Source organism: Marinitoga okinawensis, from assembly GCF_055387075.1.
Genome location: NZ_AP042422.1, coordinates 2,255,195 through 2,270,465 on the forward strand (window position 1 = coordinate 2,255,195; position 15,271 = coordinate 2,270,465).

A 15,271-nucleotide genomic window follows, 5' to 3' on the forward strand; every position below is an offset into this window, starting at 1 on the left:
ATTAATATATTTAGAAGGTTTATATAAAAGAAAATTAAGAACTTGAATTAAATGCATTTTAATGGTAGAATAAGTCAATGGAATATTAAGATGCATTGACATTTTTATAAAGTGTAGTAAAATATATAATGGAATAAATTACAATGAACGGAGGAATAAAATGGAACCAGAAGTTTACGAAGACGAACTTACTCTAGAAGATATACTACATATATTTAAAAAGCGTTTTTGGTGGTTTTTCTTAACTGTAGTAATTACTGTTGCTATAACTATTACTTATTTGTTCTTAACCACTCCAATATATGAAGCCAGCGTTACATTAAAAATTGAATCCCAACAAAGTAGCTCGATTTCCGACATATTCACTTCACAAATTTCTTCATCAAGACCAGAAATTTCAACAGAAGTAGAATTAATAAAAAGTAGAACAAATATAGAAAAAGTAGTGGATGATTTAAATTTAGTAGAATACTTTAAAAATAAATCAGAATATTCAAAAACTGAAATAACAAAACAAGATGTAATAAAAAGTTTATCAGAAATGATAACAGTTTCTCCTGTTAAAGATACAAATATAGTTAAAATTTCTGTTCAAAATGAAGATCCAGAATTAGCAAAGAATATAGCAAATAAGCTTGCAGAAGTATATAATGAATTCTTAAAAACATTATCAAAAAATGAATATACAGTAAAAAGAGAGTTTATAGAAGAACAAATACCAAAAGTAGAAAATGATTTAAAAGCGGCAGAAGAAAGAATAAGAAAATTTAAAGAAGAAAATAAAGTTTTCTTATTAGATGAAGAAGCAAAAAACATATTATCTTTCACATTGGAATATGATAGGCAAATCAACCAATATAATCTTCAATTAGAGGAAACAAAAGCAAAAGTAAAAGCATTCAATGAATTATTAAAAAAAGTAAATGAAAAGATAATTTCATCAGAAACGATATCAACAAATCCTTTTATTAACCAATTAAAATCAAAATTAATAGATTACCAGGTAGAATTAGCAGGTTTAAAAAATATATATCCAGAAACAGATCCAAAAGTAAAAGAAATCAAAGATAAAATTGCAGAAACAGAAAAATTATTAAAAGATGAGGTATCAAAAATAGTAACTTCACAGGTTCAGACAATAAATCCAGCATATCAAGATATATATTTACAACTAATAGAATCCCAATATAATACAGAGGTAATAAAATCAACAATAGAAGCATTAACAAAATTAAAAAATACATATAATGAAAAATTCTCTAAATTGCCATTACTCGAACAACAATTATTAGAGTTACAACGAGATGTGAAAGTAAAAGAAAATTTATATACATTATTATTAGAAAAATTAGAAGAAACAAGAATAGCGGAAGCAGGAGTAATAGGTACAGCAAAATTAATTGATTCTGCTATAGTACCAGATAAACCTATAAAACCAAATAAAAAATTAACTGCAGCAATTGGTGGAGTATTAGGTATATTCTTAGGTATTCTCGTTGCTTTTATAATTGAATATATGGATAAAAGTATAAAAGATGAAGATGAAATAAAAAGAATGGCAAAAGGTCATATAGTATTAGGTAGAATTCCTACCTTTGAAATGAAAAAAGAATATGAAAAGCCAGAATTAATAGTATTAAATGAACCAGTTTCACCAGTTTCAGAATCTATTAAATTAACATTAGCAAATATTAATTATTCTACAACTCCATCTCCTGAAGTAATTGCTATAACAAGTGCCGGCCCAGGTGAAGGAAAAACAATAACCTCAGCAAACTTAGCAATATCCTATGCGCAAAATGGATTAAAAACATTACTATTGGATATGGATATGAGAAAACCGAGGGTAGAAAAAGCATTGGGATTAGAAAGATTTAATATAGGTTTTGTTAATCATATATTAAAAGATGTTCCAATAGAAAGAATAACACAAAATTATATGGAAAACTTAGATGTTATACCAGTTGGTCCATTACCGCCAAACCCGACAGCATTATTAACATCAAAGAAATTTGGAGAATTAATAAATCAATTAAAAGAAAAATACGACAAAATAGTTATAGATTTACCACCAATTCTTGCAGCAGCAGATGCTTTAATTGTGGCAAAACATACAGATGGTTTAGTATTAGTAGTAAGAGCAGGAAAAACACAAAAGCATTCATTAAAAGTTGCTCTTGAAAATATAACAACGTCAGACAATAAATTACTCGGTATTGTAATTGATGATATTAATGAAAAGAATTCAGGTTACTATTATTATTATTATTATTATTATTACCAGGATGGTGAAAAGAAAAAAAGGAAAAAAAGTAAATCAAAATAATATCTAAGGAAGTGTTTATATGTTTTTTGACATACATAATCATATACTCTTTGGAGTTGATGATGGATTAAAAACAATGGAAGAATCAATAGAAACTTTGGAAAACTATAAAAAAAATAATATTACAACAGTATTTTTTACACCACATGTAAATCATCCAACAGTAAAAACAGATATAGAGAAAATAAAAAAACATTATGAAATATTAAAAGAAAAAGCAAATGAAATAGGAATAACAACGTATTTAGGCAGTGAATTATATTTAGGGCCTAATAAAAATAATAATTTTATACCATTAAAAGATTATTTTGTATTAATAGAATTACCAACAACAATATATCCAATGTATTTATTAGATAAGATATTTGACTTACAACTTGAAGGATATGAAATAATATTAGCTCATGTAGAAAGATATCAATGGTTAAAAGATAATGAAGTATTAATAGATAAATTAAAAACAATGAATGTTTATTTCCAGATGAATTTGGAATATATAGAAAAAGACAATTATTTTATACCAAATAATCTAATAGATTTTATAGCAACAGATTATCATGGTAAAAAAAGAAAACCAATCGATTTTTCATTATTTGAAAAATACAAAGAAATAATGGAAAAAGGTAAGAAGATATTGAAGATATAGGATGGGGATGTTTTTTAAAGATAATGGAGTGATAAAATGACAGATAATAATCATAAGTTTCAATTGACAATTAGAACATTATTATTATTAATACTGGATATAGCATTTATAAATATTTCATATTATATCTCATTATCATTGAGATTCGATGGAAATATTCCTAAAGAATATTTAGATATATTAATGAAAAACTCAGTATATTTTACTATTATAATGATAGTATTTTTTTCATTATTTAGATTGTATAAAAGTCTTTGGAGATATGCCAGTATTGATGAATTAATTTCTGTTGTTGAGGCAACATTTTTAGGAACCACAACCATATTTATAATTTCGTTATTAGAAAATATGAAATTACCAAAAAGTACGTATGCAATATCATTTCTTTTAATAACAGGTTTAGTTGGCGGATCAAGATTTACATATAGGGTATTGAGAAGAACAAAATATAAGCTTAGAAAAAGAAATAACATGATTTCAAATGTTTTAATTGTTGGTGCAGGATCAGCAGGATCTATGGTTATTAAAGAAATAATTGAATCACCTCAATTGAATAAACATATTGTTGGAGTTATAGATGATGATGATAATAAATTAAATAGATCAATACATGGTGTTCCAATATTAGGCAAAAGAGAGGATATTATAAGAATAGCAAATGAATATAATGTGGATGAGATAATAATTGCTTTACCATCAGCACCTAAAAAAGAAATAAAAAATATTATTGAAATATGTAAAGAAACACAAGCAAAGTTAAGAATTTTACCAGGAGTATATGAATTAATAGATGGGAAGATAACAATAAGTAAATTAAGAGATGTTGAAATAGAAGACTTATTAGGAAGAGAACCAGTAAAAATAGATTTAACAGAAATAGGTGGATATTTAAAAAATCAGACTGTATTAGTAACTGGTGGTGGAGGTTCGATTGGTTCTGAATTATGTAGACAAATAGCTACATTTAATCCCAAAAAATTAATTATATTAGATATGTATGAGAACAATACATATGATATTCAAAATGAATTAAAAATGAATTATAATGGATTATTAAATATGGAAGTAATTATAGCTAATATAAGAGATAGAAAAAGAATGGAAACAATTTTTGAAAATTATAGACCAAATATAGTTTTTCATGCTGCTGCTTATAAGCATGTACCATTGATGGAAGATCATCCAATGGAAGCAGTACGTACAAATGTGTTTGGAACATTAAATCTTGTGCAATTAGCAGATAAATATAATGTCAAAAAGTTTGTATTAATATCAACAGATAAGGCAGTGAATCCAACAAATGTAATGGGTGCAACAAAAAGAATAGCCGAAAAAATAATACAATCATATAATAGTATTAGTAATACAGAGTTTGTAGCAGTTAGATTTGGAAATGTATTAGGAAGTAATGGTTCTGTAATTCCTTTATTTAAAAAACAAATAGCAAATGGTGGTCCAGTAACAGTAACACATCCAGACATAATTAGATATTTTATGACAATACCAGAGGCAGTTCAATTGGTTTTACAAGCTGGAGCATTTGCAAAAGGTGGGGAAATATTTGTCTTAGATATGGGAGAACCAGTGAAAATTGCAGACTTAGCAAGAGATTTAATTAAATTATCTGGGTTAGAACCAGATATTGATATAGAAATTAAATTTACAGGATTAAGACCAGGAGAAAAATTATATGAAGAATTATTAATGGATGAAGAGGGATTACAAAAGACAAAAAATGAAAAGATATTTATAGGCAAACCACAAAATATATCAAATGGAAAATTATTAAAACAATTAGAAGAATTAAAAGAAATATCAGAATTAAATGATAATAAAAAATTGATTAAGAAAATAAAAGAAATAGTACCAACATATAGAAAACCAGAAGAGGTTAATAATAACAAAGTTAAAAAAACTATTTAATGGAGGAGAATATGTATAGAAAATATATAAAAAGAATATTGGATTTAATTTTTTCAATTATTGGATTAGTTATATTATCTCCATTATTATTAATATTAATAATATTAATAAAATTAGACTCTAAAGGGCCTATTTTATTTAAACAAAAAAGAGTTGGGAAAAGTAAAAAATATTTTAATATATTGAAATTCAGAACTATGAGAATCGATACACCTAAAGATGTACCAACACATTTATTGGAAAATCCTGAAAAATATATAACTAGAATAGGGAAGTTTTTGAGAAAAACTAGCTTAGATGAGTTACCTCAGATAATAAATATAATAAAAGGTGATATGTCAATAGTGGGACCCAGACCGGCTCTTTGGAATCAATATGATTTAATTACGGAAAGAGATAAATATGGAGCAAATGATATTTATCCAGGACTTACAGGATGGGCACAAATTAATGGAAGAGATGAGTTACCTATACCCGTTAAGGCAAAATACGATGGAGAATATGTAAAAAAAATTAGTTTTTGGTTTGATCTTTATATAATATTTAGAACGATATTTAGTGTAGTAAAAGCTGAAGGGGTTAAAGAAGGTGCAAATCAAAACAAACACTGAGGTGAACAATGAAAAAGATATTAATAACGGGTAAAAATAGTTATGTTGGGAATAGTTTAGAAAAGTGGTTGTCTAAATGGAAAGATAAATATTTAGTGGATAAAATTTCCTTACGTACAGAAGATTGGAAAGACATTGATTTTTCTATATATGATGTAATTTTTCATGTTGCTGGAATAGCACATATATCGACAAAACATTCTATGAAAGAATTATATTATAAAATAAATAGAGATTTAACTATAAATGTAGCAAAAAAAGCAAGAGAAGAAAAAGTAAAACAATTTATTTTTATGAGTAGTATGATTATATATGGTGAAAGCACATTAAAGCAAGAAAAGGTTATAGACTTAAATACAATACCAAAACCAAATAATTTTTATGGAGATAGTAAACTTCAAGCTGAAATTGGGATAAAAAATTTAGAAAATAAAGATTTTCATGTTGTTATATTAAGACCACCTATGATTTATGGTAAAAATTCAAAAGGAAATTATCCTAAATTATCAAAATTATCACAAATAACACCGATTTTTCCTGATATAGAAAATCAAAGAAGTATGATTCATATAGATAATTTATGTGAATTTATTAGACTTATTATAGATAATCAAGAACGAGGAGTTTTTTTCCCTCAAAACAAAGAATATGTAAAAACTAGCGATATGGTTAAATTAATAGCAGAAATACATGGGAAAAAAATAAAATTAATTAAAGTATTTAATCCTATTATAAATTTAATAGGACCAAATATTAGGAGTATTAATAAATTATTTGGTACTTTGATATATAAAAAAGAAATTAGTGAATATAAAATTGATTATAGGATTAGAAGTTTTAGAGAATCAATTGAACTAACAGAAAAATAATTTAAGGGTGATAATTTTGAAAAAACATATATTAGTAATATCACAATATTTTTATCCAGAATCATTTAGAATAAATGATATCTGTATAGAATGGGTTAAGAAAGGATATAAAGTAACTGTTGTTACAGGTATTCCGAATTATCCTGAAGGTAAATTTTATGATGGATATAATTTATTCAAAAAAAGGAAAGAAAAATATAATGGAATTGAAATTATACGATTACCTATTTTTCCCAGAGGAAAAAATAGTATTATGTTAGCTTTAAATTTTATATCTTTTGTAATATCAGGATTTTTTTGGGTATTATTTACTAAAATTAATGCTGATTATGTTTTTATATTTGAAGTTTCACCTATGACTCAAGCTTTACCAGGTGTATGGTATTCAAAAAAGAAAAAAATAAAAAGTTATATATATGTTCAAGATTTATGGCCAGAAAATGTTGAAATTGTTGGTGGAGTTAAAAATAAAATTATTATAAAATCATTAGAAAAAATGGTCAAATATATATATAATAATTGCGACAAAATATTTGTTTCATCAAAAGGCTTTATAGAACCTGTAAAAAAACGTGGAATAAATGAAAATAAAATTATATATTGGCCTCAATATGCTGAAGATTTTTATAGTTCAAAACCATGCAATATAAATAATAAATATATTAATAATAAATTTTTTAATATTACTTTTACCGGAAATATTGGAGAGGCACAGGGATTAGATATTTTACCTAAAGCTGCTAAAGTTATAAAAGAAGAAAATAAAGAATTATATAATAATATAAAATTTAATATTATTGGAAATGGTAGGTATAAAAATGAATTAATTAGAATTGTAAATGAATTAAATGTAAATGATGTATTTAATTTTATTCCAAAACAAAAACCAGAAAAAATACCAGAGTTTTTAGCTTGTAGTGATGTAGCATTTTTGAGTTTATCTGATAGTCCTATTTTTAAATTAACTATTCCAGCTAAGGTACAAACATATATGGCTTGTGGCAAGCCGATAATTGCAGCAGCATCTGGTGAAATAAAGAATATCATTAATGGATCAAAATCAGGAGAATGTGTAGATCCTGAAGATTACAAAAAGCTTTCTGAATTAATATTAAAAATTTCTCAATATCCCAAAGAAAAACTTATAGAAATGGGAAATAATGCAAGAGAATATTATTTAAAGAATTTTAATAAAAAGTTTTTACTTGATGAAATGGATCAGTTTTTTATTAATTGAAAGGAGATAGATTATGTTTAAAGATAAAGTATTATTAATAACTGGTGGAACAGGATCGTTTGGAAACGCTGTAGTAAGAAGATTTTTAGATACTGATATAAAAGAGATCAGAATATTTTCTCGTGATGAAAAAAAGCAGGATGATATGAGAAAATATTATAAAAATCCAAAATTAAAGTTTTATATTGGCGATGTAAGAAATTATGATTCATTAATAGATGCATTTAGGGGAGTAGATTATGTTTTTCATGCAGCAGCATTAAAACAAGTTCCATCATGTGAATTTTATCCAATGGAAGCAGTAAGAACTAATGTTATTGGGACAGAAAATGTATTAAATGCATCAATAAATGCTGGGGTAAAAAAAGTAATATGTTTAAGTACAGATAAAGCAGTGTACCCTATAAACGCAATGGGAATAACAAAAGCATTAATGGAAAAAGTAGCAATAGCTAAATCTAGAGCTGATAATGGCACAACAATATGTATAACAAGATATGGAAATGTTATGGCATCAAGAGGATCAGTAATTCCATTATTTATTAATCAGATAAGAAATAATGAACCAATAACAATAACAGATCCAAATATGACAAGGTTTATGATGAGTTTAGATGAGGCTGTGGATTTAGTATTATATGCATTTGAAAATGGAAGTAATGGGGATATATTTGTACAAAAAGCACCTGCTGCTACAATAGGTGTATTAGCAGAATCAATTAGAAAATTATTAAATAAACCAGAACATGAAATAAAAATTATAGGTACAAGACATGGAGAAAAATTATATGAAACATTAATAACAAGAGAAGAAATGGTTAGAGCTATAGATTTAGGAAGATATTATAGAGTGCCGGCAGATACAAGAGATTTAAATTATAATAAATACTTTGAAAATGGAGACGAAGTAATAACTCAAGCACATGAATATAATTCGCATAATACAGAAAGATTAACTGAAGAAGAATTGATAAAAATGTTATTAAAATTAAGAGAAATACAAGATGATTTAAAAGAATTTGGAGTGAAATAAAATGAAAATATTGGTAACTGGGGCAAAAGGATTTATAGGTAAAAATTTAATAGCTGAATTAAGAAATAGAGGATATGAAGATATATATAAATTTACAAGAGAAACAGATAAAAATCTTTTAGAAGAATATACAAAACAATGTGATTTTGTATTTCATTTAGCTGGAGTTAATCGTCCAAAAAATGAAGAAGAGTTTATGAAAGGAAATTTTGGATTTACATCTGAATTATTGGAATTATTAAAAAAACATAATAACAAAGTTCCGATTTTAATAACATCTTCCATACAAGCAGAAAGAGATAATCCATATGGAAAAAGTAAAAAAGCAGGAGAAGATTTAATATTTAAATATGGAAAAGAAAATAATGTTAAAGTATATGTATATAGATTACCAAATGTTTTTGGTAAATGGAGTAGACAAAATTATAATAGTGCTATAGCAACATTTTGCTACAATATATCAAGAGATTTACCAATACAAGTTAATGATCCAAATGTCGAATTAACTTTAGTATATATAGATGATGTAATAAATGAGTTTATAAGTGCATTGGAAAATAAAGAAAATAGAATTGGTGATTTTTGTAAAGTTCCAATTGAACATAAAAGGAAATTAGGAGAAATCGTAGATTTAATATATTCATTTAAAAAAAGTAGAGAAGATAAATCTATACCAGATATGTCAGATGGGTTTGTAAAAAAATTATATAGTACATATTTAAGCTATTTACCTGAAAATAAATTTAGTTATGAACTTAAAATGAACATAGATAATAGAGGTTCTTTTACAGAGTTTATAAAAACAATAGATAGAGGACAAGTGTCAGTAAATATATCGAAACCAGGAATTACCAAAGGGAATCATTGGCATCATACAAAAAATGAAAAATTTTTAGTGGTTAGTGGAAAAGGAGTTATTCGTTTTAGAAAAATAGATTCAGATGAGATTATTGAATATTATGTTAGCGGAGATAAATTGGAAGTTGTAGACATACCCCCAGGATATACTCATAATATAGAAAATCTTGGAGATACTGATATGGTGACAATAATGTGGGCAAATGAACCATTTGATCCAGAAAGCCCAGATACATATTATTTGGAGGTTTAAAATGAAAAAATTAAAGGTTATGACAGTAGTTGGAACAAGACCAGAAATAATAAGATTATCTCAGGTAATAAATAAATTAGAAAAATCAAAAGCAATTGAACATACATTAGTTCATACAGGTCAAAATTATGATTATGAATTAAATGAAGTGTTTTTTAAAGATTTAAATTTAAAAAAACCAGATTATTTTTTAGATGCTGCAACAGGAAATCCAATGGAAACAATAGGAAATATATTAATAAAAATAGATCCTATATTAGATGAAGTAAAACCAGATGCATTTTTAGTGCTTGGAGATACAAACAGTTGTCTTTCTGCAATAGCAGCAAAAAGAAAACATATACCTATATTTCATATGGAAGCAGGGAATAGATGTTTTGATCAAAAAGTTCCTGAAGAAACAAATAGAAAAATAGTTGATCATATAGCAGATATAAATTTACCATATAGTCATATAGCAAGAGAATATTTATTAAGAGAAGGATTTCCACCTGATAGAATTATTGTAACAGGAAGTCCAATGTATGAAGTTATATATAACAAAATGGAAGATATAAAAAAATCAACAATATTAGAACAATTATCTTTAGAAAAAGATAATTATTTTGTTGTATCATCACATAGAGAAGAAAATGTTAATTCAGATAATTTTTATAATTTAGTAGAAAGTTTAAATGCAATAGCAGAAAAATATGAATTACCTATAATATTTAGTACACATCCAAGAACAAGAAAAGTAATTGAAAGTAAAGGAATAAAATTAAATCCTTTAATTCGAACATTAAAACCTTTTGGCTTTATTGATTATATAAATCTTCAAATGAATGCAAAAGCGGTATTAAGTGATAGTGGAACAATAAGTGAAGAAACTTCAATACTTGGATTAAAGTCACTTAATATTAGAGAAGCTCATGAAAGACCAGAAGCTATGGAAGAAGGAACGGTAATGATGGTTGGTTTAAAAAAAGATAGAATTTTGCAAGGATTAGAAATATTAGAAAAACAAAATAAAGAAACTTTTAAAATAGTAAATGATTATAATGTGACTAATGTATCAGAAAAAGTGTTGAGAATAATAATCTCATATACTGATTATGTGAAAAGAAATATTTAAAAAATTATTTAAATAAGTATAAATAAATATTTCTTAAGAAAAAATAGAAGTTGAGTAAAATAGCTTCCTGATAGCATTTAATAAAATGACAACATATAAAAATCAAAAAGCAGTGTGACCCTTTAATATTGTAAAAAAATAAGAGAAACCAATATTTTGTGTAAACAATAAAATCACTAAATTTAATAGATTTAATTCATTTAAATTAGAATCAGTATATTGATTAGAAAAAATATTAAAAATAAAATTTGGTGGTAAAATAATATAAAGAACTGTTTATCATGATTAAATTCCTATTAATCTTAACTAATTTAGCAAAAACAGAACGAGAAATACTATATTTATTTCAAATATCATTTTGACCCTTATCAAAATTAAGATATTCTTTAACACTTGAAATTTAAATCAGAAGAATACTTATTTACATTTTCTATACAAAACACTCCTTTCATTTCTTTAGTTAAGGGATATCATTTTCTTATTTTTTCTCAAAATGTTTTATGAGATGATTACAATTATCAATTAGCGGTAATGTGTAAAAAATTTTAAAACAAAAAAATAAAGTAATAGAACAAATTCTTTTTAAGAAAAGAATGAACGTTTTCAAAAAATTAGATGAGGAAATTTAATCAAAAGTATTTTTATGAAGAGGTGATTTAATGAATGTTTTATTTGATTTTACTCCAGCAGAATATGGAGGAGCATATACATCATTATTGAATTTTATAGATTATGTAAATTCCAGTTTGAAAACAAATATTATTATTTGTGTAAATAATAAAGTAAAAAATAAGATAGAGCCTATAATAAAAAATAAAAATATAAAGATACACGTTTCTGATAATTCAAAAAATGGGTTAATAGGAAAATTTAGATGGTATAATCAAGAGATTGTTGAAGTTGTTAAAAAGGAAAACGTTAAATATGCTTTTTTCCCTTTAGGTGTTATTTCAAACAAATTAAACATCCCTAAAGGAACTATAATAAGGCAGGCTTTGCCTTATTGTAAAGGAATAAGATTACCATTGAAAATAAAGTTAAAAATGTTTTTATTAGAAAAAGAATTTAAAAAGTCTATTATAAATGCTTCAGATGTGTTTGTTCAAACAAATTTTATGAAAAAGATATTAGAAGAAAGATATTACAAAAAAGCAAAAATAATTACTTGGAATATAATTGATTATGAAAAAATAAAAAGATTGAAAAACAATATAAAAAGTATGGAAGATAATAAATCGTATAAAGAAATAAAAATTTTTTATCCAGCAATACCAGTTTCAGGTGATTATAAAAATTTTAGAAATCTATTTTTAGCTATGAAAAAAATCAACAGCAGTAAATATAAACTTTTAGTATCTTTTGATAAAGATACAAATAAAGAATCAAAAAAATTATATAAATTTTCTCATAAAATAGGAATAAATAATAATATTGAATTTTTAGGTTTGATGGATAGAGAAAAAATTTATAAAAAATATATAGAATCAGATATTATAATTTTTCCATCTATTTGTGAGTCTTTTGGAGTACCACTTTTAGAAGCAATGGCATTTGAAAAAACTATTTTAGCATCAGATATGCTTTATTCACATGATGTTTGTGAAGATGCAGCATATTATTTTAATCCATATGATAGTGAGAAAATTGCTGAAGCAATAAAATTTGTTGCCGAAAATGAAAAGATAAGATTATATTATTCAGAAAAAGGAATTGAAAAATATGAAAAAAAATATTCTACAATAAATATATGGGAGGAAATTTTTAACATAATAGAAGAAAAGTATAATTTGATCTTATATTAACAAAAAAATTAAAAAAATATCTAATTATATATAGGTAGACTGTCCAAAAAGTAAGATAAAAAAATAGGCACTCCTTAATTCAATGACGAAACATTGAATTGAGACAACAAACAAAGAAAGGAGTGCTTAATTCAATATTAGCACAAAAGAAGAATGTTTTCAAGTCTTCCTTTGTTAAAAAAGAGATTATTTTTGTCTTCAATATTATTGATATATTTTTTAAAGAACCTGATTATTCTTTTGGTAGAAAAAAGAAATTTTCTGATAAAGCTATTCTCAAAATATTAATTCTATTAAAGATGTTTGATAAATCATATAGAAAGTCTGAAGAGTTTTTCGAAAATAATTATGAATATTTGACTTTGATAGGAATTGATGAAATACCGTCTTTTCAAACTATTTCATATAGAGCTAATAAATTAGATTTTAGAAAAATAAACAATGATTTAATTAATTGGATATACAACAATATAAAATTATATAAAACGCACGTGGCAATTGATGCTAATATTATTAGTCCTTGTAAACCTAGTAGATGGGGTAAAGCTAAATCTTCTTTTAATAAAAATGAATTTGGTTTTACATATACTACTAAAGGTAAAAAATTTGGTAAAAAACTTTATTTATCTCTAGATGTAAATAATGATTTCATCTTTGATTTTACAGTAGCTAAAGCATCTATACATGAATCAAAATTATTTGATGAATTATTCATATCAATAAAATCTTTTTCAATAATCTTGTTAGATGCTGCATATGATTCTTATTATATTTTTTCTAAAATAAAATCTTCTGGTTCTATTCCTGCTATTGATTTGAATAATAGGAATACCAAATATTATGAATCATATAATAGATATGTTATGAAATCTTTTAGAATTGTCTTTAAAGATGATTATAAATTACGTTGGGAAATAGAGCATGTAAATGGCATTATGGATGCATATTTTGGAACTGAGTACGTTTGGTATGTTAGAAATAGAAATTATTTAACTTTTGCTGGTATTACCGTTGTTTTATTCAATTTAATCTTCCTTTTTAATCTTTTTAATAGTTATGAGTTAAAAAAGGTTTCTAATTTTTTCGGTCCTTAGACTTTTTGGACCGTGTATAATATATATAGATAAATAAAATATTAATAGCATAAAGAATATTTTAGTTAAAGTAAATGCTTACAGAGAAAGATAGTTTTTTGGACTAAGCTTAAAGCTTGTGGATGTAGTTATCTTCTCCTTTTACCATGTTTTAGAGAATTAAGCGTTAAGCTTGCACGAACCACGATCGTATGAGAAAAGGAAATGTTCTCGTATGATTACTGTTGGTATTGATATTTCTGCTTCTAAATTTGATGTTGCAATTTTTGATGGTAAAAAGTTTAAACATTTTGTATTCAAACAATCCTATGATAGTTTTCAAGAGTTTTTAGAAATCATCAAAAATATCGATGACGAATATATTATAGCTATGGAATCAACTGGTACGTATCATTTATCTCTGAAACAGTTTTTAAAAGAAAATAATATTAATGTTATTGTATTACATCCTTACTCATTAAAAAAGTTCATGAAATCTTTTAGTCATTCTAAAACAGATAAGATGGATGCTAAAAACATTGCTAAAGCTATATATATATTGGGTGATTTTGCTATTAAGTCATTTGAACCTGATGATTCTATACTAGAATTGAGAAATTTATTAAGATTAAGAAAATCACTAGCTAAAAATCTTTCTTCTTTAAAAACACAATTAAACAATGATTTGAAAAAGTATATGCCAGAAATATTAAAATATTTTTCTGAAATGGATTCTCCTGCCTTACTAAGATTATTATCCAGATATCCAACATATCAGTCTATTTTAAAACACAAAAGAAAAGTAATAAATCTCTTATCATCGTCTAAACGTTGGAATAAAGAAAAAGCAACAAATTTAGTAAATGACTTAAAGAAATCAATTGGTATAAAACATGATTCATCAGCACTTTTAATTAAAACAAAAATTGAATTAATAAAAAACTATAAAGAGCAAATAGCTTTACTAGAAAAAGAAATAGAGAAATTAGCTAATAATATAATTAAAGATGGTAATAATACTGATAATTCCAAAAATGATACTAATGAGTATGATGAATCTAATGATAATAAATATTATAACGCATACAAAATAATTACATCAATTCCAGGTTCAGGTGGCTTAATAACCCCACTTACAATAATATCAGAAATAGGAGACATATCCAGATTTAATAGCAAAAAGAAATTTGTATCATATATAGGTCTTGATCCTGTAAAATCTCAATCTGGAAAAAACTGAAAAATAAAAGAATATCTAAAAAAGGAAACTCGTATTTAAGACATATATTTTCATTATGGGCAATAAGAGCCTTAAAACTAATCCCTTACTACAAAGAAAAATATAATAATTTAGTTAAAAGAGGTAAATTAAAAAAAGTATCTTTAACAGCAATAACGAGGAAACTAGCTGAACTAGTATATACACTTCTCAAATATAATGTAAAATATGATCCAAATTATCTAAATCATTCTATAGTTATTTAAATAATTTTAAATAATACAAAAGATACATAAATTATTTGACT

12 protein-coding genes are annotated in these 15,271 nt (G+C 24.9%); all 12 read left to right on the plus strand.

The window, feature by feature from the left end:
* The first annotated feature begins 160 nt into the window (after positions 1-160).
* The 12 genes from ACZ5CK_RS10910 to ACZ5CK_RS10965 all read left to right on the plus strand — a co-directional run bounded on the left by ACZ5CK_RS10910 (position 161) and on the right by ACZ5CK_RS10965 (position 14,985).
* Positions 161-2,326, plus strand: coding sequence for a GumC family protein (locus ACZ5CK_RS10910; RefSeq protein WP_464581845.1), 2,166 nt, complete (start codon positions 161-163; stop codon positions 2,324-2,326).
* A gap of 19 nt (positions 2,327-2,345) precedes the next feature.
* Positions 2,346-2,972, plus strand: coding sequence for a CpsB/CapC family capsule biosynthesis tyrosine phosphatase (locus tag ACZ5CK_RS10915; protein ID WP_464581846.1), 627 nt, complete (start codon positions 2,346-2,348; stop codon positions 2,970-2,972).
* Between the two features lie 36 nt (positions 2,973-3,008).
* Entirely contained in the window at positions 3,009-4,895 is a 1,887-nt protein-coding gene (locus tag ACZ5CK_RS10920; RefSeq protein WP_464581847.1) for a polysaccharide biosynthesis protein, read from the plus strand.
* An 11-nt stretch (positions 4,896-4,906) separates the two neighbouring features.
* Positions 4,907-5,506, plus strand: a complete 600-nt coding sequence (locus ACZ5CK_RS10925; RefSeq protein ID WP_464581848.1) for a sugar transferase — start codon at positions 4,907-4,909, stop codon at positions 5,504-5,506.
* An 8-nt stretch (positions 5,507-5,514) separates the two neighbouring features.
* The gene (locus ACZ5CK_RS10930) at positions 5,515-6,375 is read left to right on the plus strand and encodes an NAD-dependent epimerase/dehydratase family protein (RefSeq protein ID WP_464581850.1); all 861 of its coding nucleotides are present in this window, start codon (positions 5,515-5,517) and stop codon (positions 6,373-6,375) included.
* Positions 6,376-6,391: 16 nt separating this feature from the next.
* A complete protein-coding gene (locus tag ACZ5CK_RS10935) occupies positions 6,392-7,612 on the plus strand; it encodes a glycosyltransferase family 4 protein (RefSeq protein ID WP_464581851.1) in 1,221 nt (406 codons plus the stop codon).
* A gap of 13 nt (positions 7,613-7,625) precedes the next feature.
* Positions 7,626-8,645 carry a polysaccharide biosynthesis protein gene (locus ACZ5CK_RS10940; RefSeq protein ID WP_464581852.1) on the plus strand — a complete coding sequence of 340 codons (1,020 nt, stop codon included), beginning with the start codon at positions 7,626-7,628 and terminating at the stop codon, positions 8,643-8,645.
* Position 8,646: 1 nt separating this feature from the next.
* The gene (locus ACZ5CK_RS10945) at positions 8,647-9,756 is read left to right on the plus strand and encodes a capsular polysaccharide biosynthesis protein CapF (protein WP_464581853.1); all 1,110 of its coding nucleotides are present in this window, start codon (positions 8,647-8,649) and stop codon (positions 9,754-9,756) included.
* Between the two features lies 1 nt (position 9,757).
* On the plus strand, positions 9,758-10,870 hold the full coding sequence (wecB, locus tag ACZ5CK_RS10950; RefSeq protein ID WP_464581854.1) for a non-hydrolyzing UDP-N-acetylglucosamine 2-epimerase: 1,113 nt from the start codon (positions 9,758-9,760) through the stop codon (positions 10,868-10,870).
* 659 nt (positions 10,871-11,529) lie between these two features.
* The gene (locus tag ACZ5CK_RS10955) at positions 11,530-12,672 is read left to right on the plus strand and encodes a glycosyltransferase (protein WP_464581855.1); all 1,143 of its coding nucleotides are present in this window, start codon (positions 11,530-11,532) and stop codon (positions 12,670-12,672) included.
* A gap of 122 nt (positions 12,673-12,794) precedes the next feature.
* Complete coding sequence (locus ACZ5CK_RS10960) at positions 12,795-13,766, plus strand: transposase (RefSeq protein WP_464581856.1); 972 nt, start codon at positions 12,795-12,797, stop codon at positions 13,764-13,766.
* Positions 13,767-13,980: 214 nt separating this feature from the next.
* On the plus strand, positions 13,981-14,985 hold the full coding sequence (locus ACZ5CK_RS10965; RefSeq protein WP_464581857.1) for an IS110 family RNA-guided transposase: 1,005 nt from the start codon (positions 13,981-13,983) through the stop codon (positions 14,983-14,985).
* Positions 14,986-15,271 lie beyond the last annotated feature (286 nt).